Annotated in this window: 17 protein-coding genes; 6 read left to right on the top strand and 11 right to left on the bottom strand. The window is 66.3% G+C overall.

The window, feature by feature from the left end:
* Window positions 1-32: 32 nt before the first annotated feature.
* Window positions 33-1,115: a DUF6670 family protein gene (locus ACRVY7_RS17985; RefSeq protein WP_431818060.1), complete on the bottom strand. Its 1,083-nt coding sequence runs from the start codon at window positions 1,113-1,115 to the stop codon at window positions 33-35.
* Between the two features lie 295 nt (window positions 1,116-1,410).
* Here ACRVY7_RS17985 and ACRVY7_RS17990 point away from each other — a divergent pair, with 295 nt between their 5' ends.
* Entirely contained in the window at window positions 1,411-1,752 is a 342-nt protein-coding gene (locus ACRVY7_RS17990; protein ID WP_049699454.1) for a winged helix-turn-helix transcriptional regulator, read from the top strand.
* A gap of 414 nt (window positions 1,753-2,166) precedes the next feature.
* Here the strand turns inward: ACRVY7_RS17990 and ACRVY7_RS17995 are convergent, their stop codons facing one another.
* Window positions 2,167-2,823 (bottom strand): CPBP family intramembrane glutamic endopeptidase, encoded by a 657-nt coding sequence (locus tag ACRVY7_RS17995; protein WP_431818061.1) that lies wholly within the window; start codon window positions 2,821-2,823, stop codon window positions 2,167-2,169.
* Window positions 2,824-2,992: 169 nt separating this feature from the next.
* On the opposite strand from ACRVY7_RS17995, the gene ACRVY7_RS18000 reads away from it, so the two are divergent.
* Window positions 2,993-4,861 carry an alpha/beta hydrolase gene (locus ACRVY7_RS18000; protein ID WP_431818062.1) on the top strand — a complete coding sequence of 623 codons (1,869 nt, stop codon included), beginning with the start codon at window positions 2,993-2,995 and terminating at the stop codon, window positions 4,859-4,861.
* Window positions 4,862-4,906: 45 nt separating this feature from the next.
* Here the strand turns inward: ACRVY7_RS18000 and ACRVY7_RS18005 are convergent, their stop codons facing one another.
* Both ACRVY7_RS18005 and ACRVY7_RS18010 read right to left on the bottom strand, forming a co-directional pair.
* Window positions 4,907-5,335 (bottom strand): PPOX class F420-dependent oxidoreductase, encoded by a 429-nt coding sequence (locus tag ACRVY7_RS18005; RefSeq protein WP_431818063.1) that lies wholly within the window; start codon window positions 5,333-5,335, stop codon window positions 4,907-4,909.
* A 70-nt stretch (window positions 5,336-5,405) separates the two neighbouring features.
* A complete protein-coding gene (locus ACRVY7_RS18010) occupies window positions 5,406-6,098 on the bottom strand; it encodes a TetR/AcrR family transcriptional regulator (protein WP_431818064.1) in 693 nt (230 codons plus the stop codon).
* A 137-nt stretch (window positions 6,099-6,235) separates the two neighbouring features.
* Between ACRVY7_RS18010 and ACRVY7_RS18015 the strand changes: the two genes are divergently transcribed.
* Window positions 6,236-7,177: a sterol desaturase family protein gene (locus ACRVY7_RS18015; protein WP_431818247.1), complete on the top strand. Its 942-nt coding sequence runs from the start codon at window positions 6,236-6,238 to the stop codon at window positions 7,175-7,177.
* Here the strand turns inward: ACRVY7_RS18015 and ACRVY7_RS18020 are convergent.
* The 3 genes from ACRVY7_RS18020 to ACRVY7_RS18030 all read right to left on the bottom strand — a co-directional run bounded on the left by ACRVY7_RS18020 (window position 7,161) and on the right by ACRVY7_RS18030 (window position 15,800).
* Complete coding sequence (locus tag ACRVY7_RS18020; RefSeq protein WP_431818065.1) at window positions 7,161-11,309, bottom strand: murein biosynthesis integral membrane protein MurJ; 4,149 nt, start codon at window positions 11,307-11,309, stop codon at window positions 7,161-7,163. The two genes, ACRVY7_RS18015 and ACRVY7_RS18020, sit on opposite strands and share 17 nt — an antisense overlap.
* Before the next feature lie 257 nt (window positions 11,310-11,566).
* Window positions 11,567-14,533 (bottom strand): DUF6049 family protein, encoded by a 2,967-nt coding sequence (locus tag ACRVY7_RS18025; RefSeq protein ID WP_431818066.1) that lies wholly within the window; start codon window positions 14,531-14,533, stop codon window positions 11,567-11,569.
* The gene (locus ACRVY7_RS18030) at window positions 14,526-15,800 is read right to left on the bottom strand and encodes an NUDIX hydrolase (protein WP_431818067.1); all 1,275 of its coding nucleotides are present in this window, start codon (window positions 15,798-15,800) and stop codon (window positions 14,526-14,528) included. The genes ACRVY7_RS18025 and ACRVY7_RS18030 overlap by 8 nt, the downstream gene beginning before the upstream one ends.
* 136 nt (window positions 15,801-15,936) lie before the next feature.
* On the opposite strand from ACRVY7_RS18030, the gene ACRVY7_RS18035 reads away from it, so the two are divergent.
* Window positions 15,937-17,400 (top strand): CCA tRNA nucleotidyltransferase, encoded by a 1,464-nt coding sequence (locus ACRVY7_RS18035; RefSeq protein WP_431818068.1) that lies wholly within the window; start codon window positions 15,937-15,939, stop codon window positions 17,398-17,400.
* A 16-nt stretch (window positions 17,401-17,416) separates the two neighbouring features.
* Here the strand turns inward: ACRVY7_RS18035 and ACRVY7_RS18040 are convergent, their stop codons facing one another.
* Window positions 17,417-18,349 (bottom strand): diacylglycerol/lipid kinase family protein, encoded by a 933-nt coding sequence (locus tag ACRVY7_RS18040; protein ID WP_431818069.1) that lies wholly within the window; start codon window positions 18,347-18,349, stop codon window positions 17,417-17,419.
* 142 nt (window positions 18,350-18,491) lie between these two features.
* Entirely contained in the window at window positions 18,492-19,583 is a 1,092-nt protein-coding gene (locus ACRVY7_RS18045; protein ID WP_431818070.1) for an aminotransferase class V-fold PLP-dependent enzyme, read from the bottom strand.
* A gap of 103 nt (window positions 19,584-19,686) precedes the next feature.
* Between ACRVY7_RS18045 and ACRVY7_RS18050 the strand changes: the two genes are divergently transcribed.
* Window positions 19,687-20,235, top strand: a complete 549-nt coding sequence (locus ACRVY7_RS18050) for a hypothetical protein (RefSeq protein WP_431818071.1) — start codon at window positions 19,687-19,689, stop codon at window positions 20,233-20,235.
* Here the strand turns inward: ACRVY7_RS18050 and ACRVY7_RS18055 are convergent.
* Window positions 20,124-21,599: an MFS transporter gene (locus tag ACRVY7_RS18055; protein WP_431818072.1), complete on the bottom strand. Its 1,476-nt coding sequence runs from the start codon at window positions 21,597-21,599 to the stop codon at window positions 20,124-20,126. The two genes, ACRVY7_RS18050 and ACRVY7_RS18055, sit on opposite strands and share 112 nt — an antisense overlap.
* A gap of 34 nt (window positions 21,600-21,633) precedes the next feature.
* Between ACRVY7_RS18055 and ACRVY7_RS18060 the strand changes: the two genes are divergently transcribed.
* Window positions 21,634-22,299, top strand: coding sequence for a YqgE/AlgH family protein (locus ACRVY7_RS18060; RefSeq protein WP_431818073.1), 666 nt, complete (start codon window positions 21,634-21,636; stop codon window positions 22,297-22,299).
* Window positions 22,300-22,464: 165 nt separating this feature from the next.
* Here the strand turns inward: ACRVY7_RS18060 and ACRVY7_RS18065 are convergent, their stop codons facing one another.
* Window positions 22,465-24,372 carry an HNH endonuclease signature motif containing protein gene (locus ACRVY7_RS18065; protein ID WP_431818074.1) on the bottom strand — a complete coding sequence of 636 codons (1,908 nt, stop codon included), beginning with the start codon at window positions 24,370-24,372 and terminating at the stop codon, window positions 22,465-22,467.
* Window positions 24,373-24,456: the final 84 nt, after the last annotated feature.

Below are 24,456 nucleotides of genomic sequence, written 5' to 3' on the forward strand. Positions count from 1 at the left end.
TCGTCTGTGCTGAGTGCAGTCCGTCGGTCTGCTTACGACCGACTCTGCCTGCGGCGCAGATCAATCCACTCGATGTATCCGGTGTCGGCGACGGACGCTGCGCGAAAGGTGCCCGTGTAGTGATAAGCGCCGACGTAGCCACGGCCGTGGCCGAACCGCCACGGCGCATCGACCTCGCCGTCGATTACGAGGACCTCGTGACCTTGGCTGTCGCGAACCAGCCACCGAAGTCTTTGCGGCACAGGCATACCGCGTCCCCACGGATCGACCTGGTCGCGACCCCACTCGATCACCTCGAATTCGACGTCGTCGAAGACCTGTCGATCACCGTCGGCGGTCCGTAGATGCGCCATCAGGCACGCCGATTGGCCGCGTGCCTGCACCTCAGTGAGAAGCACCTGGGTGACGTCATCGAGTTGGAGAATCTGGTAGGTGAAATAGTCCGACGGCAGTTTGAGTCGTGGTGGCAACGGGGACGCGGAGAGGTTCTGCGGCGTCATCGCCCGGCAGTATTCAAAGGTCCCCAGCCCCTCCACCGAGGTCGCGCCGGCATCGTCGGTGATCGTGCCCGTGTACGGTGCCAGCAAACTCAGGTGGTCATACACCGGAGACTTGGTGAAGTAGGCGACGTTGTCGGTGACCTCCAGGTGCAGATCGACAGAAAACGTCGAATACCGCCCTCGCACCGCCACTTTCGGCAGTGCGACCTCGATCTCGAGGTCCTGACCCCACGTCAGCCTCGAGCCGTCTGCGGCCAAGTCACAATCGCGGCGCGCGTCGTAGCGCTGGTAGTGGTACTGGTCTCCGTGTGCTGTCGACGACAGGACCGTCGTCGTGCGTCGGGCATCGGGCTCGACGACGAACCCGTCATTGTCGAACAACTCGGTTCCGGTCGCACCGATCAGGGTCATCGTATTCAGGTATCGATGCGGGTCCGGCAACCGTGGCACGAAGACTCCGAAATGCGTGAAGCCCCACCGCCGCGATGCCTCGTGAGGGATCAATGCCGGGCTGCCCGCATAGGGCTTCTGTGATGCGTCAATTCGCCGGTCGGCCAATGGGATTGCGACCTGCACTATGGCTGCAGCCGCGGCGGTCGATATGCGGTCGTTCATGTGGGCCGCCCTGGCCGACGATCTGGTCCGCGAAGTCTCTGTTGATACACGGTGTAATCCAATCTATGAACCACTTCGGGTTGGTCGGATGTATCGATCACCTAGCTGTCGCTCCCTTGCGCGACTGCTCCCAGCGACATTCGTGCCGTTCCAGGCGAGTACTGGAGCAAATCCCCGCGGGCTAGCCATGAAACTATGCCGACTGACATACCGATCGATAGTCCACTAATTGGACCAAAGATGCAAGGGTGTGGCACGCGTTCAGGGGCTGAAGTCGCCCGGTATTCTCGAAACCATGTCCGACGACGAGTCAGCTCCCATCCCTGGGAACGCTGTCCGCGGCTCGGAGACTGGTCGGCCGATCATGGCCGCATTCGACCTCTTGGGCCGTCGATGGATGTTGCGGATACTCTGGGAACTCCGCTTCGGAGCGGTGCGATTCTCCGACCTTCGTCGCCGAATTCCCGAGGCGTCTCCGACGACGATGTCTCAGCGGCTCGACGAGCTGGTCGACGCGAAGATCGTCACCAAAGGACGCTCGGGCTACCGGTTGACGACGCACGGCGCAGCGCTTCTGGTCAGCCTGGGGCCACTCGAGCTATGGGCGAAGTCGTGGAAATTGGCGCACCGTGATTGACCCTCGTTTCACCGACAGGTCGCCTAAAGGGAGAGTGCGGGCGGCATGTGCTCTATACCGCTTGGGAGTTCCGGCGTCGGCCTAGATATCGAAGATCGGGATCGCAATCGTGGCTTTCATTACTGCTTTCCCGGCTTAGCGACGCGGCTCTAAGGTGCCTTGTCGAACTCTTCCTCGAGTCCCTGACCGTTCCCCAAGAAACAACTCACGGAAACGTACACAAGCCGGGAAAAGAATACTTCCCCTAGTTTCTGCACGGCTGGATGCCGCGCGGACCCTTCCCCTGCTTTCCGCACCGGCGGACACGGGCCCCAGCCATCGCGCCGAATTCGGCCGGACCTCGTCTGTGCCGCGCGAACCGGGGTTGTCGGATCGTCGCGGGTACTGTCCGGTTCGAGCGCCTATTCGGACCGCCTATCCCCCGAACCGCCAAGCCAGCGCGGCACCGACGGCACCGATGCCATTGGCGGCCCAGTGCAAGGCGATAGGAGCGAGCAGACTGTCGCTGCGCACGCGGAGCCATCCGAGAAGCACACCCGCCGCTGCCGTGACGGCGACAGCCACCACGACACCGATGACCTGTGCGAACACGGTCTGTCCGAAGAGGTCTGACAGGCCCGCGTTGCCCGCGGTGAGTCCGAGTGACGTGACCACATGCCAACAGCCGAAGAGCACGGCTTGGATCAGCAGGGCGCGGGTGGGCGTTGTGAGTCGACGTAGCGAGCCGAACAGGACACCACGGAAGAACAACTCCTCGGGCAGCACCGTCTGGAAGGGAATCACGACGAACGCAGCCAGTAGCGCGTGTCCGAGGTCGCGATAGGCGTCGTTCTGAAACAGCTCGCGTGTCGGCGGAATGGCGACGCCGACAACGACCACAACAACGACCGCAAGGACGATGACCAACGCGTACCGTCCGCCGCTGCGCAGGCCCGCACGGCCGAGGCCCAGGTCCTCGTGTGTGAGCCCCGCGGCGAGCGCGATGGACACGGCAACCACCGCGGCGACGGTCACCAACCATTCGACGCCCGGAAAGTGCAGGAAATGAGCGCACATCTGTGCGGTCAGCATTAACGCGGCACCAACAATTGGCACCAACCACAGTCGACGACGCCTTCGAGAATCGGGCAAGCGTGAACTCGCGGATGACACATTGTCGTTGCGGCTCACCACGGTAGCGTCGCACAGGTTTAGGATTCACGAGTCACATCGATGTCCGATGACCACGAAGGGTGCCCAGGTGCCAGACAAGCCAGCGACCGGCTCCGAGCACGACGCGTCGTCGAAGACCAGCACCTCGGGTCCCGCACCCGACGGTGACGGCCAACTCGCCGAGCCCAGCACTGTCGACAGCAAAGCGGCAGCCGACGCCAAGCCCGCCGTCGAGAACAAGGCGGACCAAGACAGCAAGCCCGACGCCGAAGACGAGCACGGCAAGTCGTCGTCGAGCTGGTCGTCGAAGCTGCGGCACGCGGCGCTGGCCTACGCGCATCGCATCAGTTTCGCCGGGCTCATGTTCGGGACGGTCTTCCTATGGTTGTCGACGACGCCCTCGTTGCTGCCGCGCGGCCCGTTGTTCCAGGGCGTCGTGTCGGGTGGCGCTGCGGCAGTCGGCTACTGCGTCGGTGTGTTCATCGCCTGGCTGGTGCGGTACATGCTGTCTCGCTCGGAGCGCTGGCCGTCGCCGAAGCGAAACTATTGGATTGCGTTGGGTTTGATCGCGATCATCGGCACGGTCGTGATGCTGTACTGGTATTCGCGGTGGCAGACCGAGATTCGCAATCTGATGGGTGTCGAAAACCTCACCTGGACGGCGTATCCGATCATCGCGATCTTCGCCGTGCTCGTCTTCGTGCTGCTGATGGTGATCGGGCAAGCATGGGCAAGTCTCGTGACATGGCTTGTGCGACAGCTCAGAAAGATCGCTCCGCCACGCGTTGCCGCGGTCGCGGGACTCCTTGTGGTCGCGCTGGTGACCGTATTCATCCTCAACGGTGTTGTCGCGAAGTACTCGATGAAGGCGCTCAACAGCACATTCGCCTCTGCCAACGACGAGGTCCGGCCGAACACCGCTCCCCCGACGTCCGGGCTCCGATCGGGCGGCCCCGGGTCGCTGGTGACGTGGGAGTCGCTCGGGCGTGAGGGTCGTGTGATCGTCTCCAACGGACCGGATATCGCGAAGCTGTCGGAGTTCAACCAGCAACCGGCGATGGAGCCGATCCGAGCGTTCGTCGGACTGGGTTCCGGCGACAATCTGCGCGCCAACGCGCAGTTGGCTGCCGACGAGCTCGTGCGCGCGGGTGGCTTGAAGCGCAAGGTGATCGCGATCGGGTCGACGACCGGATCCGGTTGGCTCAACAAGGCGACCATCGACTCGCTCGAGTACATGTACAACGGCGACGTCGCCACGGTGGCGATGCAGTATTCGTATCTGCCGAGCTGGATTTCATTCATCGTCGACAAGGAGCGTGCACGCCAGGCGGGTGCGTCACTGTTCGAGGCGGTCGACGCCAAGGTGCGCGAGCTTCCCGAAGCGGAGCGTCCGAAGCTCGTCGTCTTCGGCGAAAGTCTCGGATCCTTCGGCGCCGAAGCGGCTTTCGGTACGGTCCCGACCGTCACCGCGCGTACCGACGGCGCGCTGCTCTCCGGTCCGACGTTCAGCAACACGCTCTGGAACGATGCCACCGCGGGTCGCGACAAGGGATCACCGCAGTGGCTGCCGATCTACAACAACGGTAGGCAGGTGCGCTTTATCGCCGACGAGAAAGATCTCGACCGGCCCGACGCACCGTGGGACTACTCGCGCATGGTCTACCTGCAGCACGCGTCCGACCCGATCGCGTGGTGGTCGCCGCAACTCATTCTGCGCGAACCGGATTGGCTCAAGGAACAGCGCGGCAGGGACGTCATCAGCGCGACCCACTGGATTCCGTTCGTCACCTTCCTCCAGGTGTCGGCCGACATGGCGGTGTCTGTCAACGTTCCCGACGGCCACGGCCACAACTATCAGTCGGCCATCCCCTACGCCTGGGCACGCATCCTGCAGCCGCCCGGCTGGACAGACGAGAAGACACAGCAACTCGAGCCGCGACTGCACCGCGACGGGTAGTGCGTGGGTGCCGCGGCCGGTCGCCGGGGTACTTGGTCAGGCAGTTCAGTCGGCGATGTCGAAGGCGGCGATGACCTTCGTCGGCGTCAGTCGCACGAGCGCTTCGCCGGGTACGGCATTGCGTTTGCCGTACTGCTCGGCAAGGTCGGGACCCATGTACCGCTCGGCGATTGCTGAGGCTGTGCGCAGTAGGTCGGCGGGGTCGTCGTCGAAGGCGACGGTGCCCTGGACCTGCACGAACGAGAACGGCGGCTTCTCGTCGTCGACGACGATCGTTGCCCTCGAATCACGTTGCAGCGCGCGACCTTTCGACGTATCCAGACCGGTGTTGAACACCAGCGCGCCATCTTCGACGATGAACCAGATCGGTGTGACCAACGCTCGACCGTCCTTCGACACCCAGGCGATCTTGCCGGTTCGTGTTCCGGTGGAGAGGAATTCGACGACCTGGTCGGTCAGCTCGGCTGTGGACATGGTTCGGGTACCTTTCGTCCGGTGATGTCGGTTGTGCGGCGGTAGACCGATTTCCAGGGTAGGTCGTGTGTCAGGCCAGGCGCTGATACGTCGCGATGAACATCTCGACACAGACGTCCCGGATGTCGGAGACGTCGGCGGCAGGTGTTCCGGCCTCGGTCGCGATGTACCAGTCGACGAGGAGCTGCGTGAGAGCACCGATCAACCCGACCGCGGCGAGCCGGAACCGCTCCGGCGGCTGCTCGTCGTCGAATGCGATGTGCATGGCCAGTTCGGCCCACCCGTGAATCGCGTCCATCCGCAGTCGCTCGAGCGAGGCGTCGACTCCGACCACCTCGACGAGGATCACACGCGCCATCCGTCGGTCGCCGGTGAGGCGTTCGAGTAGGGCGTCGAGGGCGACGCGGGTGAGTTGTGCGAGGCGCTGCTCATCCGGTGCGTCGTCGCTGGTCGCGGGGCCGCTGGGGGCGTCGGGGACTTGCAGGAGGCTCTCCCCCACGGCCGCGCGACAGATGTCGACGCAGTGCTCGTACACAGCTGCCAGCAACGCGCTTCTGTCGGCGAAGGACTCGTAGAAATAGCGCTGGGTCAGGCCCGCCTCGTCGCAGAGCCGCTTGACCGACACGTGACGAAAGCCTTCGCGGCCGAACAGGTTCAGTCCGGCGTCGACAAAAGCTGCTCGACGCCGCGCCTGACGTTGCTCGGGCCCCGTTCCGGCGTACAACCGCCCCGAAGGTCCGGGCTGGGAGGTCTCGAGTGTCACGGAATCCTTTCCTGTCTGGTCGACCTGTCTGTCTCGTTGGCCGGGCGGCATGGACACGCCCCATCTGAGACGATACTGTGTCAACATAAATCTGACACACAGCCGTGTCAGATAGCGGCCCGGAGGTGACACTCACGATGCTCGACCTACTCCCCGACCCCATGCGGGAGCCGACGGTCCTCGCGATCCCGTTCTTCGTGACGATGCTGGCCATCGAGTGGTTCGCGGCCTACAAGCTCGAGGAATCCGACGACGATGGTCGCGCGCCGAAGGGTGCCTACGAGAAGCGCGATGCCCGTGCGAGTCTGTCGATGGGTGTGGTGTCGATTGCCACGAGCGCAGCGTGGAAACTGCTTGGGCTGCTCGTGTACACGGCGATCTTCGCCTACCTCGCGCCGTGGCATCTTCCCGTCACCGCCTGGTACACGTGGGTTATCGCGTTCCTCGGCGTCGACTTCTTGTTCTACTGGTCGCACCGGGTGTCGCATCGGGTGCGACTCGTGTGGGCGACGCACCAAGCGCACCATTCGAGCGAGTACTTCAACTTCGCGACGGCGCTGCGGCAGAAGTGGAATATCAGTGCGGCGCTTGTGATGTGGCTGCCACTCCCCCTTCTCGGTGTGCCGCCCGCGTTGGTGTTCGCGGCGTACTCGCTGAACCTGGTGTACCAGTTCTGGATTCACACCGAGCGCATCGACAAGATGTGGCGCCCTTTCGAATTCGTCTTCAACACGCCGTCGCATCACCGGGTGCATCACGGGAGTGATCCGGAGTATCTCGACCGCAACTACGCCGGCACGCTGATCATCTGGGACAGGCTGTTTGGTTCATTCGCGCCTGAAACACACCGTCCCACATACGGACTCACCAAGCCGGTCGGCACGTACAACATCGTGAAGCTTCAAACACACGAGTACGCGAGCATCGCGCGCGACGTCCGCGGAGCGGCAAGCTGGCGTGCCCGCCTGGGTTACGTGTTCGGTCCACCCGGATGGGCGCCCGCAAGCGTCGCCGGAGCCGGCGCCACTGGGACCGAAGCAGTCGAAAGCGGTGACGGGCGCGTCAGCGCGCCATCGTGACCTGGCCGATCTGTACCTGGTAGCTGCCGTTGCCTGTGCTCGGCAGCGAGGTGAGCCAGACCATCACGTAGCGACTGCCCTGCGGATTCTCGACCGTCAGCGTCGTGCTCGGCTGATCGACCGTGCCGGTTGCGACCGTCGAGGTCTGCGCCGCGGTCGGTGTTGCCGACGGTGCGGCGCGGATCTCGACGTTGAAGCCGGGCGTCGGCGTCTTGATGGTCACGGCCTTGACGTTCTGCTCACTGCCGAGGTCGAACATGAGGCCCATGCCGTTCTTGAGTCCACCGAAAGTCGCTGAGCCGCGGTAACTGTCGCTGCGCCACGGCGGAGCGGCACCGCTGATCACGTTCTGCAGATTGACGGAATTGTCCGGCGGCTGAGCGGAGAAGTCGACGATCGAGACGGCATTGAGCGGGATCGCCGTGCCTGCAGCGGGCGGGGGCGCCGGGTTGCCGGGTGTGGCAGGTGCCGAGGTCGTCGGGAGGATCGAGTTGATGTTGGTGTCGCCCTCGTCGCCGCCGAAAATGCCTGTGGCCCAAACGATCAGCGCGATGACAACAAACAGCGCGAGGAGCGCCGCGCCCGCGAGCAACCCGACGTTGCGCTTACGAGCGGCCGCAGCCGCTGACGGTTCGTGGGTGCCGATCCGCACCGGCGCCTCGTCGTCGTTGATGGCGGGCAGCATGTCGGTCGGTAGGTCGAGGACGGTTGCCTGGTCGAGGACGTGCTGGACGGTGCCCGCAGTGCGGATACCGCGTGCGCCGTCGAGTGCGCGCGAGGCGACCGCCGAGATCTCGAAAGGTATGTCGGACTTGACCTCTCGCGGATCGATCGGTTCACCATCGGGTCCGGGGGAGGCGATGGGCAGGCCGCCGACGGGCGTCGTCGTGTCGGCTGTGGTGACGAGGTGGTGTCCGGTCTCGCCGTCGAGAGGCCACCGTGCGAGCAGCAGCGCGTACAGCACGGCGCCGAGTCCGCGGACATCAGACGACTTGTCGTCGCCCGCAAGGGTTCCCGGGAAGGCGAGCACGGCATTGCCGTCGGTGCTGATCCGAATACGGTCGGGATGGTCGATGGAGAGCGCGCCGCCGGAACGGTGTGCGGCTTCGGCGGCGGCCGCAAGCGCGCGGACGGCACGGGCGGCGCCGATGGGGGAGGGACCGGAGCGTGCGACGTCGGCCAGCGACGATCCGGGGACCCATTCGGTGACGACGATGCCACCCGACGATCCACGCACGACGTCGAGAACACGTGCGACACCCGCGGAGCTGATCTGGCCGAGTCGCAGGGTGCGGGTGAGAACGCCCTGGGGGCCGGAATCGCTTGCGCTCGGCTGATCTCCGCGCTCGGGCGGTGGTGCGAGCTGCTCGGCGTCGACGAAGGTCAGGCCGACCTCGCGGTCGAGGTTGATGTCCTGTGCGCGCCAGAACTGGAGGCCACGGGTGCCGCCGTGGGTGTCGAGGAGGCGGTAACGACCGCCGGCGACAGCCGCGCCGGGGATGAGACGCGGTCCGCGGCGCACGGGCGTGCCGATGGCCTCGGGACGGTCGGGATCGGGGGTGGGTCCGCCGGTCTTTGAGGATGAGCGCGGCTCATTGGTCTTGGCCTGCTCACTCGTCGTATCGGAGGACGTCTCGGACTGGGGGGTGGTCTCGACCTCGCTGCCACTCAAGCCGCTGTCAGTCAAGCCGCTGTCAGTCACGCGTCGGACTCCTTTCCTGCGATACCGAATATCTCGTGGTTCACGCGTTGGCGAGCCGACTTCGAGACCCCGACCACCGGCGGCACCACCGCTGAGCACCGCATACGACTGCCAGGTCGCGGTACCACGGTCGAATCGCCGGACCACTTGTACCTGACCAGAGTACGGGAGCGATTCATCGGCAGTGACCCGCGGAAACTGAACCGTGATGGTCGGCGACGATTCCGTGACCTGACCGGCGGGCGGCGCGAGAGCGGGGATGAACCGACCGAGCAAGCGGCGCACCGAATTACCGATCGCCACGACGTCGGGCAGTCCTGCCGCCGACAGCCCCGCGTAGGTCACACCGAGCACCACGACTGCGGTGATCAGCAGATATGCCAGCGAACCGAGCTTGCCCTCTGCCGTGCCCAAGTAGTGGAGACCCGACAACTCGGCGACGACCCAGACGATCGCGGCGACGCCGAGCGACACGATCAGCGTCACGATCGTCGTGCGCGCAACCCCCTCGAGGCGTCGGTAGGCGAGCCGCTTACGGAGGAGGAAGTGTCCGACGATCGCGCCCGCGAGATAGCCGAGACCATTCGACAGCGACAGCCAACGGATCACCATGTGCGGATCGGAGAAGAGCACCGGACCCAGATACGACGACGCGATCTTGACGACGGTGATGCCGAGCGCGATCCAGGTCGGAGTCCACGCATCCTGCGCGGCGTAGAACACGCGGAGCTGGACGAGCGTGATGGCGTAGGGGATGAGCGTGAATGCGCCCCAGGCGAGGACGGAGCCGAGCTGCGAGGAGATCGAGGCGTCGAACTTGCCGAAGTTGAAGATCGCGATACCGATTGCCGGACCGAAGAACGTCATGAACGCGACCGTCGGAACCAGAGCGACCATCGTCAGGCGGGAGGCGAGGGACAGATCGTCGACGACGGCGTCACGGTTGTCGGCGGCAGCGTTGCGCGACAGGCGCGGCATGATCGCGGTCAGGATCGTCACGCCGAGCACGCCGTACGGGAGCTGCAGAAGCTGCCAGTGCGTCGCGTACACCGAGATGCCCGACGAGTCGGCGTGCGAGGCGATGCGGTAGGTGATGACGAGTCCGACCTGGAGGATCGCGACGTAGCCGACGATCGCAACCGCCTGGCGCCCGAAGGCGCGCAACCGCGCGTCGATGCCCCACTGCAGCTTCAGCTGCACCCCCGCGCGACGCAGCCACGGGATCAGAATGCACGCCTGCAGAACGACGCCGAGCGTGGTGCCGATACCCAGGACCAGCAGCTTGGGCTCGGACATCTTGACCGGATTGAGTGTGATCTCGCCGGGCATCAGTGCGTACAGGACGAGCGTCGCGATCTGGACGACGTTGTTCAGCACCGGAGCCCACGCACCCGGTTTGAACAGGCCCTTCATGTTCAGGATGGCGATGAACAGCGCCGACAGCCCGTAGAACAGGATCTCCGGCAGCAGCAGATAGGCGAGCGCTGTGGTCAGCGGCCTGTTGACGTCGCCGTCGCCGACGTTGAGGTAGGTGAGCAGGGGAGCAGCGACGAGAGCGATCACCGTCGCAGCGCCGAGCATGCACAGCGCAAGGGTGAAGATGCGGTTGATGAAGCCTCGACCACCGTCGGGGTCCTCGGCTTCTGCGCGGACGAGCGTCGGGATCACGATCGCGGTCAGCACGGCACCGAGGACGACCTCGGCGATCATGTTCGGCAGCACGTACGCCGCCTGGAACGCGGACGCGATCGCGGGACCGAGCATCGCAAGCACCAGCACGGTTCGGATGAACCCGGTGATGCGGCTGGTCAGCGTGGCGAGCGCGATCGACCCGGACGTCTTGACGATGCTCGCGTCGGAGTCGCGCGCGAGACCGGTCGACGACGAGTCGTCGGTGTCTGGGGTGTCGGCGTCTGGGGTGTTGGGTTTCGAAGTATCGGCCTCGCGCGCCTGGGTCGCGGTGGACGCCGGCGCAGCGGCCCGTGCTGCGGGAGTCGGCGCGGGCCGGCCCTGGGCGTTCGACGGCTGTGACTTCGACGGTTCGGGTCGGCGCGCGCTCGCCGAAGGTCGGGTCTCGCGCAGCGGACGTCCCGCGCGGGGAGGCTGGGCGGCACGCGGGGGCTGGGCGGCACGCGGGGGTTGGGCGCCGCGTCGAGGTTGGTTACCACGCGGTGGTTGGTCAGTCGGTGGTTGATCAGTCGGTGGCCGCCGTGCACTCGGCGGCTGCTGAGCACGGTCGGTGCGGGGGCGTTCGTGCTGGCCGTCGCGATGAGGAGGCAGATCACGGGACGGGCGCGGATCGCGAGTCGTCGAACGTGGGGCGTCCGGGCGTGCCGGAGGGATCACACGGGGAGCTGCTCGCCCCGACAGCGGGGGACGAGCACCGACCGGCCCGTTCAGCGGTGCCGGCCCGACACCGGGGTCGCGCATACCGGGGTCACGGGGGCCCGAGGCACCCGACCCGCGCTGCGTCGTCGCATCAGTCGGCGGTACGCGACGCGGCGCGGCACGGCGCTGTTGTTCGGGCGCGGATCGCTTCTGTTGTTCTGACGGTGCCGGCCGCTGTGAGTCTTGTGCACCTGGCTGCTGTGGCTCTGATTCGGCTCGCCTCTGTGGCTCCGACGCGGCTCGCCGCGGTGACTCTGGCGCGGATCGCCGTGGCTGATCGCCGCGTTGTCCTCGATCGCTCATGCGCCTGTCCTGTCCGTGCCACTGTCCTTTGCTCTACTGCTGTCGACCGATCTACTACTGTCCACCGCTCTGCCACTGTCGACCGCTCGGCTGCTGTCGACCGCTGTGCCGCTGTCCTGCGCCGTAGGTGGCTCAGCGTCGTCGCGCGCGATCCCGTCGAACTGATCGGTCTCGACGAGCGCTTCCTCCTGTTGGAGGGTACGGCGCCGCTGCTGGTACGTGCTCGCCGCGAGCATCCGTTCCAGCTCGTCGGGCTCGGGACGGTCTTGGTCAGCGGGGTCGGGCCTGCCGCGGAACCGGCGCCACAGGCGGCGTGCCGTGAGCAAGATCAACGCGACCGCTGCACAAATCGTGACGATGAACAGCGGTTTTCCGTACGCGTTCGAGTACACCGACAGTTTGATCGGGGTGCCGAGTGTGACACCGGTTACCGTCGACATCCCGATGGTCACCGTCATCGCCTCGGATGACTGCGCGTGAGTCGGCAACTGGATCTGTCGGGTGCCGCGTGCCGGGATCTCGACGACCCCGACGTCGCCGATCTCGAGATCTTTCGGTGCGGTCGTGGTGATGCGGACCCTGATGGGAAGCGCGAGGTCGTTGCGTACGACGAGCAGCAGCGGACTTCGCTCCGAGGCGAGGGTATATCGGCCACCGGGGTCAAGGATGGTGACCGATCCGTGCATTCGGCGGAGCGTCGAGTGCACCGCATCGACACGCTGCTGGCGTTCCCGCGCAAGGCGGGTCCGTGTTGCGGTGTTGTTCTCGTCGGGCGATCGGATCGAGCGGAGCAGATCCTCACGCAACTGGGAGACGTAACGCTCGGGACTGGCGTCGACGTCAGCCGAATCGACCAGCGCACCCTGCAGGCGCCACGATTCGTCGGCCGCCGACCGGATCGAGTCGACGGTGCGGTCGGTGAGCACTGGTCCGATCTGTGAGACAGGGCCGATGCCCGGGGGTTCGACGAGCCGTGCGGGTGCTGCTGCTCCGCCGATCCTGTTGACCAGGTCGTCGAGCGGGGCCGGCGTAGCTGCGCGCGAGCCGAAGAGAACAGTGGCGGTCGAGAACAGTGCGTTCGCGTCGTCGGAGGTGGCCGACCAGTAGGTCGGGGGCATCACGACGTCCGCGCGTCCGGCGGTATTCGTGACGGGAGTGCTGGTGTTCGGTTCCCCGCTCGTGCTGGACCCGGGAGTCGCGATCGAGCGGAATGCCAGTGCCGCCACGGCGGCTTGGCGCCTGCTGACCGGAGACTCGGCGGCGAGGTCGAACTGCTGGCTCGGCGGAGTGAGTGCGGAAACCAGGGGGGCCGTGCCCACCGCACCCATCGCGGCGCTGACCGACGAGTCGTAGGTCTGGGTGAGCAGTCCGCCGACGTTGTAGAGGCCCGCGGTGTTCGGATTCCCGGTCGGATCCACCGACGACGCCGATGCGAGCACCTTGCCGTGTCCCGTATCGCGCAGCAGCTTGCTGCCCGCCTGATCGACCGCGCCGAGCGCGGGAATCGTCAGGCCCCGCACACTGCGCACGCCGAGAATTGCATCGACGACGTCTGCGGGTGCGTCAAGCGCGGCGGCGGTCAGTCCCGAGCGCTCGATACGTGCCAGCGAGGTCAGATCTGTCTGGCTGAACGGCAGCGCGACGACACACGTCCGTGCCGCCACACCACGAAGGTCGGCCAGCCACTGCGTGGCGGCGTCGCTACCGGTGCCGGGTGTGGTGCGCGACGTCGGGTCGGCGGGGTTGCTGGACACCTCATAACCCAGCGACATCGCGCGAACGGTCACCAAAAGGTCTGGGTCGACGGCCAGACACATGCTTCGTTGCAGGTCGGAGGCGGTCTGCTGGGTCGGAGCCGTCGATGTTCCCGAGCCTGGGTTTGCCGAACCGGGTGTCCCAGAACCCGACGTTCCGGAATCAGACGTCGCGGAATCAGACGTCCCGGAACCGGTCGACGTGTCAGACCCGGAGGTCGCCGAACCGGAACCACTCGCTGGTGGGTTGGAGGCGCTGCCGGAGTCGCCGGGGGTGCCTGCCCCTGTGCCCGAATCGTTCGCGGCGGTGCCGACGACGTTGCGTGCGGATTCCAGGAGTTCGTGCAGGCGACCGCCGTCGCGCAGCGAGCGGGCCATGTCGTCGCTGATCAGGCGGACCGGTTGGGTGCCGCCGCCGAGACCCCCCGGCGCGAGCTGCGGGGGAGCCGCGAGGGGCCAGAGCATCGTGATGCGTGCGGGGTCGGAGATGTCGGCTGACACCGCGCCGTCGGCGCCCAGGCCGTCGTTTCCGCTGGTGGACGTGCTGTCCGTGCTGCCCGGCGTCGAATCGAATTCCGACGAGTCGAATTGTGCGGCCCGACCTTTGTCCGGCGGCAGCGAGAGAACGGGGAGCAGCGTCCGAGAGCCTGCGACCTGGGCCATCGACCCGTAGTCGGGGACGCCGTTGACGTTGACCTGCAGCGGGTACACGCCCGGCCGCGATATCTGCATGCCCGATTCACCCGAGAGCGACATGTTGATTCGGAACGAGACCTCGGCGCCGGGAGCGAGTTCGTCGGTGAGATTGCGGAACGCTCCGGCGACGGCGATCGGAGGATGCGCGACGGCAAGACTGCTGCGCAGACCCGCTGCGTCGCGGACGGCGTCGCCGCGTTCGAGGCGGATGCTCAGATCTTTGATCGTGCGCGAACTGGTGTTCCGCACGTGGCCCTCGACGGTGACGTCCGGTCCCGACGTCGTGGTCACCATCGACGGCGTGAGTGTGTCGATGACCACGGAGGCAAACCGCTGGTCGTCGGACGGTGACGTCGTTGCGCCCGAGGTGCCGGTGGTGGGTACCGCTGCGGCCGGAGCAGCACACAATGCCGCGACGATCACCACGCCGACAACAGCGAGAAGAACGCGCGCACGCGTGACGAAAGAGGCGCTCAGGCGCCGAGAACTACCGATGCGCAGGACGTCACGCATCCCCGGACGCAGGTCGCCGAGGACGCCTGCGCCGTCGACGCGGCCGCGCCTGGGGCTGACTGTCCGTGCGGCGCTTGACCTCCGAGCGATGCCCGACGTCGTTGCGTCGCTGATTACGTGCGGCTGCGGCTTTCTCATATGCGTTCGGTTCGGTGCGGCTGCTCTCGGCCTCGGATTGGGCCAACCGTGCGGGGTCGGCGGCCAGATCGGCGATCACGCCGCGCGCCATCCGGGCCAATCGCCGCTCGTCAGAGTACGTGAGCTTGCGCGGCAACTCGTGCAACGGCACCCATGCGACCTCGCTGACCTCGTAATCGGCGTCGGAAAGCTCTCCACCGACGCTGCGCAGCAGATAGTGATGCACCGTTTTGTGGATGCGTTTGCCCTCGCTGACAAACCAGTAGTCAATCTTGCCGAGGGGTGCGACCACAGTGCCCTGAATACCGGTCTCCTCCGCGACCTCGCGGATCGCGGTCTGTTCCGCGGTCTCGCCGGTCTCGATGTGCCCCTTCGGGAGCGACCACATCAACCTGCCGCGCCTGTCGACGCGGCCGATGAGCGCCGCTGACAGTTCGTCGACGGGGAGCTCGAGGTCGGAGATGACCAGCCCGCCCGCGGAGGTCTCGCGCACGGTCTGCAGCCGGTCGGGGCTGTTGGCGCTGCGATCGCCCGTGCGGGTGGCGCGGCGGCGGTTGCGGTTCTGGCCCGGTTTGGGGCCGTTCGACGCGTGGGTCAGGCCCGTCTTGGTGATCTTCGCGCTGACGACCGCGATGTCCGACGGCTTGGGCGGCGTCACCTTCGCATGCGCACCCTCGATCGACGTTTCGGCGTCACTGTCGGCGGGTTCGGCGTCGGCCATGCCTGCTTCGACGCGGTGCGAGCGGGAGGTCGCGCGTGCGACATCCGCCGGCGACGGCGCGCGTTTGCGCTGTCGGTCTCGCTGCTTGTCGTTGTTTTTGCTGTTCAGGTTGTTCTTGCTGTTCAGGGCAGGGTCGGCACCGGCGCGATGGTCGGTCCCAGCGGTATCGGCGCGCCGGTTGTCCTGTGCGCGGCGTCGTCGACGACCCCTGCGCGAGCGGCGCGACGGGCCTGGTTTGCCAGCCGAACCAACGCCCGAGTTGCCCACCGGTTTCCCGCCGGAACCAGTCGATGTACCCGCGGCATTGCCCGTCGTCGCTCCTGAATTTCCACCCGAAATACCGCCGTGACCAGCCGACGAGACGTCGCCTGAGACGTCTGCGCGGTTGGTCGGGGACTCGGTGGACACAGACTCGATGCTAGCCGCTGGTCACCTGCCGTTTGCCCAGTGCCGTGGGTGCGCCGCGAACGGAACCGCTCAGAAGGGGGTTCGGCGCGGGTGCCGGGATGTTTCTGCGGTGCCCACGACGGTAGGCTGGCGTGCCGTGACCGACCCGACCGCATCGAACGCACGCATCGAGCGCCGCACCAGGCTTCTCGCGGCCGCCGCGGTCACCCTCCAGGGGCTTTCCGACGTTCTGGCGCCGCTCGGTGAGCGCTTTACGACGGCCGATCACGAGTTGTACCTGGTAGGCGGTTCGGTGCGAGACGCGGTGCTCGGGCGCCTCGGCAACGACCTCGATTTCACCACCGACGCCCGCCCCGACGAGATCACCCGCCTGCTGACCGGTTGGGTCGACGCGATCTGGGACACCGGCATCGAGTTCGGCACGATCTCGGCACGCAAGGGCGACGTGATGATCGAGATCACGACGTTCCGCGCCGACCAGTATGACCGCGTCGGGCGGAATCCCGAGGTCACCTTCGGCGATTCGCTCGAAGCCGACCTCGTGCGCCGCGATTTCACGATGAACGCCATGGCCGTCGCGATCGGCCCGACCGGGCCAGCGGAGTTCCACGACCCGCTCGACGGAATGACAGCCCTACTCGCCGGAATCATCGATACCCCTGCGACGCCTCAGGAGTCGTTCAACGACGATCCGCTGCGCATGCTTCGCGCGGTGCGGTTCGTCTCGCAGCTCGGGTTCCGGCTCGCGCCGCGCGTGTTCGACGCGATCACCGCGATGGCCGATGAGATCAACCGCATCACCGCGGAGCGGGTGCGGGCCGAACTCGACAAGCTCATCCTCGGCGAGCACCCCATCGAGGCGATCGACGTTCTGGTCGAGACCGGACTCGCCGACCGCGTGCTCCCCGAGATACCGGGCATGCAGCTCACCATCGACGAACATCACCAGCACAAGGACGTCTATCAGCACTCGTTGACCGTCCTGAAGCAGGCGATCGACCTCGAGCAGGACGACCCCGACCTCATCCTGCGCTGGGCAGCGCTGCTGCACGACATCGGCAAACCCGCCACCCGACGACACGAGTCCGACGGCGGCGTGAGCTTCCACCACCACGAGGTGGTCGGCGCGAAGATGGTGCGAAAGCGTATGCGCGCCTTGAAGTATCCGAAGGCCGTCGTCGAAGACGTGGCGACCCTGGTGTTCCTGCACCTGCGCTTTCACGGCTACGGAGAGGGTCGGTGGACCGATTCGGCTGTCCGACGCTACGTCACCGACGCCGGTCCGCTGCTCGATCGACTCAACAAGCTTGTGCGCGCCGACTGCACCACCCGCAATAAGCGCCGGGCTCGGCGGCTGCAGGAGAACTACGACAGCCTCGAGGAGCGGATCACCGCGCTGGCAGCCGCGGAGGACCTCGAACGGGTGCGCCCCGACCTCGACGGCAACGCGATCATGGAGATCCTGCAGATCCCTGCCGGACCGGTCGTCGGACAGGCGTGGCGGTATCTGAAGGAATTGCGCCTCGACCGCGGCCCGCTGTCGCACGAGGAGGCCGTCGCGGCGCTTCGAGAGTGGTGGGCCGAGCGCGGCGAGGGTTAACCGACTGGCCTGCCACTCAGTGCGGTGCGTACACGTCGATGGCGCCCGGGATGATGTCGAAGACGGTCGGTAGCGAGCCGACGATGTCGCCGTCGAGTGACACGTCGGCAGGCGGGTCGCAGTACAGGTCCACCTCGCGACCCTGCATGTCTTTGAACAGCGGATTCTTCTCGACGCGGCTGTAGAGCACCTGGGCGAGACCGCGCAGCAGCGACAGTCGTGGCAGGTGCCGGGGGTGGGAACCCATCACGATGTCGAAGACGCCGTCGTCGGCGCTGGCGTGGGGTGCGATCCGCATCCCGGCCCCGTACGTCGGACCGTTGGCGATGGCGGTGAATGCGGCGTCGGTCTCGACCTCGACGTCGTCGACGCGCACTTGATAGTGGTGTCGATTGAGCTTGGGGAGTTGTCGCAGCGCGGCCAAGGCGAAGAGTGCGCGCCCGCTCGGCCAGGAGAGATCCCGGGCGCGTTCGGCGACGGCCGCGTCGAATCCCGTCGCGGCGATGGTGCAGAACAGGTCGACGGTGCCGTCGGAGAAGGAAGCGCGACCGAGGTCGATGCGCCGCGTGTTGCCGTCGAGGACGATCGCGACAGCACGTGCGACGTCGTCGAGCGGAATGTCGAGCATGCGCGCGGCGTCGTTTCCGCTGCCTGCGGGGATGATTCCGAGCGGCAACCGATTGTTGTGAACTGCGCGCAGCACTGTCTGCACGGTTCCGTCGCCACCGACGACGACGATCGCGTCGGCTCCGCGTTCTGCCGCCTTGGCGGCGAGCTGTGCGCTCTGTTCGCGTGTGTCGGCGGTCAGGACTTCGTGGCTGACGCCCCGGCCGCGCAGCACGGCTGTTGCGGCACCGAGGACGCGTTGTCCGGCGCCGTGACCCGACGTCGGGTTGGCGACGATCGCGAGGTGACCGACCGCGCTCTTACTCTCTGGGCTCGCAGACATCGAGGATCAGTCTGTCACATTGGCTCTCGGCAAAGGGGCAGGTCACACTGGTGGGTCGTCAGACCAAGTTGAACGTTTTACGCAAGCGCCTGGCGGCGTGAGCGGTTCTGATTGGCGCTTAGTAGCCCCCGCGCGAAGCGCGCTAATAACCCATCGTGCGCAGGGCGTCGGCGAGGCGGTCGAGCTGCTCGCGTGTGACGTCGAGGTGCGGGCTGATCCGGAGTACCGACGTGTCGCCCGCGAGGGGGGCACGCCAGGAGTCGGCGGCGGTCACCAGCAGGCCGAGTTCAAAGAGTTTGTCGCGCGCCTGGTGGACGTCGGCGTTCTGGAATCCGGGAGGTGGGGCGAGGGTGACGATGGCCGACGGTTCGTCGACCGGTTCGAGCACCTGCCAACTGCCGATCCCGTCGAGCCGCTCGCGGGTGGTGCGACCGATCGTGGCGAGTTCGCGGAAGACCCGCTGCTGACCGGTCTGGAGTACCTCGGACACTGCGACGCCGAGGCCGAGCATGCCCGCGATGAACGACTGCGACGGGTCGACCTCGACAGGGCGCAGCGAATCACGGCGCACAGCGAGGAATCCGACGCCGCGCGGACCGGTCAGCCATTTGCGGCTGGTGCCGTAGACGACGTCGGCGCCGGTGACCGTCGGTACGTGTCCGACGGCCTGCGCCATGTCGGCGACGACTGGCACGCCCACCTGATGTGCGACCTCGACGATCCGCGCCACAGGCTGCACTGCACCCGACATCGAGCCGACGTGGCAGATGTGGATGAAGTCGGGCTGCTCGAACTGCAGCATGTTCTCCAGCGCGTCGGTGTCGACGTGGCCGTAGACGTCACCGTCGGGAAGCGGCCGGACGGCGTAGCCGCGGCGCTCGAACTCGACGAGGTTGGGTCCGAACTCGTTCTTGGCAACCCAGACCGTCGAGGCCATGGGCAGACTCCACGACGTCAGCAGCGTGCGTAGTGCGGCACGGGCACTCTCGCGGTAGGTGAGCTCGTCGGGGGTGTGACCGAGGAGCTGGGCGATGTCGCGCTTGTCTCTGGCGATCTCGTCCGCGCGGTCCTCTGCTGCGACGTACGAACCGCGTTCGGCCTCACGCCACAGATGCGCCGACACTGTCCCGATGACAGCGTTCGACGAACGTCCCGCCGACGCGGCATCCAGGTGTGTGATCGCCGGCTCGAGACGAGCGCGGTGAAATTGCTCTCCCAGCTCGCTCACATACATGAACAAAACGTACCGTGCTCACAAAACGCACCGTGCTGCGTCCTGGGGAATCTTGGGGAGTCCGTAACGGAACCAACCAGCCCCGCTGAACGTCTGATGACGCGTGGATCCCTTGATCGAGTACGTGTTCGGCCCCGGCGATGGCACGTTGAGCCGTTGGTCGAGCGCAGCCGACCTCGACCTCGACGCCGACGGCACCCTCGACGCGGTCAGCATCGACTTCGACGGTGACGGACGTGCCGACGACGCCCTATGGGATGTCGACGGCGATGGCCACGCCGACGTCGCAGCACTCGACCTCGACGACGACGGCCGACCCGAGCGCCAGTACCGCGACTCGGGACGCGGCCTGTGGGATGTCGCGGTAGGGCAGGGCGTCACCGCAGGTCAGGGCGAGTCGCCCGAGCCGACGCCGCGCGCCGGGCGTCAACCCTCGACACAGCGGCTCGACTTCGACGGAGACGGCAGAGTCGACGCCGAGGTCGTCGATGCCGGGGTCGCTGATCCTGGGGCGGGAGGCTCGGGAGCCGAGCGTCGGCTCTATGTGGATTCCGACGGTGACGGCGATTTCGACACCGTGCTCGTCGACTCCGACGGCGACGGGATCGCCGACGCGGCCTTCGGTGCTGATGCGCCCGAGTTCGGCAGATGAGAGTCCGAGTGCTTCTCCTGCTCACGCTCGTGGCGGGCGTGCTCGGCTGCGTGGTGGCTCGCGCCGACCAGCTCGTCGCGTCCCGGATGCACCAACCGCACGGCGGCGATTCCGACCAGGTAGATCACCACGGCAACCACGACGAGTGCCGGCGTCCGGCCGTCGGGCGCAATCGTGGTGGCGGCGATTGCGATCGCAGCGACGTAGGCGATGTTGAACACCGCGTCCTGGACCGAGAACACCTGGCCACGCACGGCGTCGTCGATGTCGACCTGCATCGACACGTCTCCGCACAGTTTCGCGACCTGACCGATGAGGCCCAACACCACCGCGGAGATGCAGAAGACGACGAACGAGAAGGAGAGCAGCGACAGTTCTGCGACGGCCCCGACTGCCAGTGCGGTGATCAGCGTCGCCTTGCGGCCGAATCGATCCACAGCGACCGGCGTGATGAATGCCGCAGCCAATGCGCCCGCTGCGGTGCAGCCGACGACGGCGCCGACACGGTCGAGGCCATCCCCGGATCCCGAATGGCGCGCGAGAACCAGCAGCATCAGCGTGTTGATACCGAACACCACGCGATGCGCCCCGATCGCCGACAGTGCGGCGGCCACCGGTTTGCACCGCGCGACGGCGATCGCGCCGTGCTGCAGACCAACGGCAACGGCGTGCACCGCCGAGCGGCCGGGATCGTCGGGGTGATCGGGACCGAGTTGCAGTCGCGGAAATCCCCGTGCGAGGTACGCCGCGAGGATGGCCATCACCACGGCCGCGATCATCGTGATCGCGCTGCCCGTGTTGTCCGATCCGGCGAGCAGGCGCACCCCCATCGCGAGGACAGCACCCACCGAGAGCATGAACCCGCCGAGCGTCGTGAACAGCGCGTTGGTCGCGACGATGACATCTTGCGACGCGACATGGGGGAGTCCGGCGGACAGACCGGATGCCACGAAGCGGCTGGCGCCGGTCACTGCGAGTGCACCGACAAGCACAACCGTGTCGGGGGTTCCCGTGGCGATGGCGATTGCGACGAAAGCGATCATCAGACCGCGAATCAGGTTGGCGTACAACAAGACAGCTCGACGGTCCCAATGGTCGAGGAGCGCTCCGGCGAAAGGACCGATGACCGAGTACGGGAGCAGCAGCACTGCCATGCCACCTGCGACGGCGAGCGGATCGGCGTGGCGTTCGGGATTGAACAACACTCCACCGACCAGCGCTGCTTGAAACACGCCATCGGTCAGTTGGCTGGCGAGGCGCACGGAGAGCAGCCGTCCGAGACCAGGAGAACTGCGTAACGACTCGAGAAAATCGCGCCACGCGCCACGCACAGATCGGCCGTCGCGCGCAGTGGAGCTCACCAATCAAGAGTACCGACCTGCACGCATAAGGCATGCGATGATAATCACTGTGGGTGGTGACAACGCGGACGATTTCTCACCCGAGAACTCCGACGGAGCCGAGGGTGGCGGTATGCCTGATGCCCGCGACATGGAGTCGGCCAACAGCGTGCGGGCGGGTACCTTGCTTCTCGCTTCGACAGACCTGACCGAACCCACATTCGCGCGCTCGGTCATCTACATCATCGAACACAACGACGGCGGCAGCCTCGGCGTGATCCTCAATCGGATGAGCCAGACCGCAGTCCACAACATCCTTCCGCAGTGGACTGATCTCGCTGCGTCGCCGCAGGCGCTGTTCATCGGAGGGCCGGTGAAGCAAGACGCAGCGTTGTGCCTGGGAGTCACGAAACACGGCGTCGACATCGAGGGAATCGAAGGGCTTCGTCCGGTCGACGGCCGGGTGGTACTCGTCGACCTCGACGCCGACCAAGAACTTCTCGCCGAGGTTCTCGAGGGCGTCCGCATCTTTGCCGGATACGCGGGTTGGGGGATAGGCCAGCTCGACGCGGAGCTCGCCCAGGACAGTTGGCTGCTCGCCTCAGCGCTTCCGCGCGACCTCCTCGCACCGCCGACCGTGGACGTGTGGGCGGATGTCCTGCGCCGCCAGCCCTGGCCAATGCCGCTCCTCTCGACCTTTCCGATCGACGTCGACCAGAACTGACGATCCCGCTGCCCCGCCGAGATCCAAGGCCGGCAGGCCGGCCGTGCGGTGCCCAACCACATCTGCCCCGCCACCGGTGCGTGGTGGCGGGGTGCAGATAGGTTGCGGCACAACCGGATTCGACGTTGCGCCCGGTTCGGCGCGTCGTACTGGTAGGCGCGACGGTCAGGCGGCGTCGGCCAGCGGTGGGCCGAGGCTGTCTGGCGGGTCGACGCCGCCGAGCCGGTTGGGGCCGTCTGGTGGGGCTGGACCTGTAGGCGCTTCCGGGTCTGTGGGCGGCTCGGGGTCGGGTGGGCTGGCTAGGTTCCATCTGATGTCGACGCGCCTGCTGAGGGGCAGGGTGTCGCCGACGGGCATGCTGCCAACCAGCGCGCGCTCGATGCCGGTCAACGTGGGCTCATTCGCGCTCGGCGCACCTGGCATCGAAGACGGCGACACCATCCAGGCGCCGATCGCATCCGCGACGATCTCGGCGTCCGGTGTACCCGAGCCTCGCGCACCGATCTCGATAACCGTCGCGTCTGTGCCTGTGCCTGTGCCTGTTGTGCGTGCTGCGGCTGCGGTTTGATTGCTGGCGTGTTCGGCGGTGAGGTAGTCGTGGAAATCGGCTTTGACGTCGGCGATGCGGTTGATGCGTTCGGGATTCTCCGGCATACCCGGCTTGGCGTTGAGCCGCCATGCGACCCGCCCGGTGTCGGGGCCTTCGGTGATCATGCGGGTGGTGAACTGGCCGGGCTTCGTGCCGACTCTCCGGTTGTGCACATCGCACGCCGGGACGAGTTGGTCGATGTCGGTGAGTCCGCCGTCGGCCCAGTCTTTCGCGGCGTGATGCATCTGCACCCTGCTCGCGGGTTGGTTACAGCCGGGTGCCGAGCACATCTTCCCGCCGGGTGAGGCGAACGAGGCGAGTCGTTGTCCCAGCGACGCGATCCGCTTCGACCGCCCCAGGTAGAGCGGGATGCTGGTGTGGTCGCCGAAGACCGCCAAATACTGGCTCGCCCCGGTCGTGGCGGCCATGTTGATGACGTCGTGGATGGGCAGGAGTGTTCCGGATGTGGTTTGTGCGATCCCTGCTTGTGCTTCGAGTTCGTGCAGGCTGGTGGTGACGATGACCTGGATCGGTAATCCGCGATGCGTGTTGCCCAACATCCCTGATTCAAGTACTTGCTGCAGGAGTGCGGAGAAGGCGTCGTGGTTGCGTTGGGCGGGTGAGCGTTGATCGCGTAGGGCCGCGGCCGCGACCTGTTCAGCATTGGCGGTGGTGATCGGACCGACCGGTGAGTCGGGGTCGTCGGGGTTGTTCATGCCGGGTTTGGCCCACGCATCCAACACTGTGTCGAGGCGGGCGCGGGCGATCGGATCGAGATCGGCGGTCAACCGTGACATCAGTTGCGCGTTCTGTCGGTTCACCCACAGGCGACGTCGACGTTTACGGTCCTTCGAGGTGGTCAGCGTCCCATCCGGATCGAGATGCGCCAACAATCGTGACCCGAGGTTGGTGATTTCGGCGGGCGTGAATTGGACCGCGTAGCCGGCCATCTGTGCTTCGGCGGCGGCTTTTGTCTCGGCCGACACCTCACCGGGGATCGCTTCGAGCACCTCGAGTACCGCGCGCACGTGCGCGCCCGCGACGCGACCCTCGGTGACATAGCCGGCCAACGTGGGGCACGACGGTGGTAGTCGGTCGCCGCAGATCGTGGTGAATGAGCCGGTCGCGGCGATCACCCGATGCCGCGCCGCCGGGTCACCGATATGCAAGCCCTGTCCCATGAAGTTGCGAACATCGCGGAAACCCAGGGCGCGGGGCAGGTCGCGGTCGGAGGCTTCCACAATCAAGCGATCGGTGACCGCACCCGCAGTCCGCAACGCCAACCGTTCGGCCTCCACGGTGGCTTCCACCAGCGCGGCATCGGATACCAACGACACATCGACGGCAGCCAACTCATCCAACACCGCGGCAAGCCGTGACAGCTTCTCCGCCACCACCGCATCCGCCGACCCCACCGCAGCAGTGGCCAAAGCCGAAGGCGCACGGCCATTCTCACTGTTGTTGCGATTGCTGTTGCTGTTCACGTGCCGCCACCCCCGCCCCACGCCATGTCGAATATGTGTTCTACATTACCCGACAATACCGACAGTGGCGAGGAATTCTCGAAC

Origin of the sequence: Gordonia jacobaea (assembly GCF_965344965.1) — a bacterium.
Classification (GTDB): domain Bacteria; phylum Actinomycetota; class Actinomycetes; order Mycobacteriales; family Mycobacteriaceae; genus Gordonia; species Gordonia jacobaea.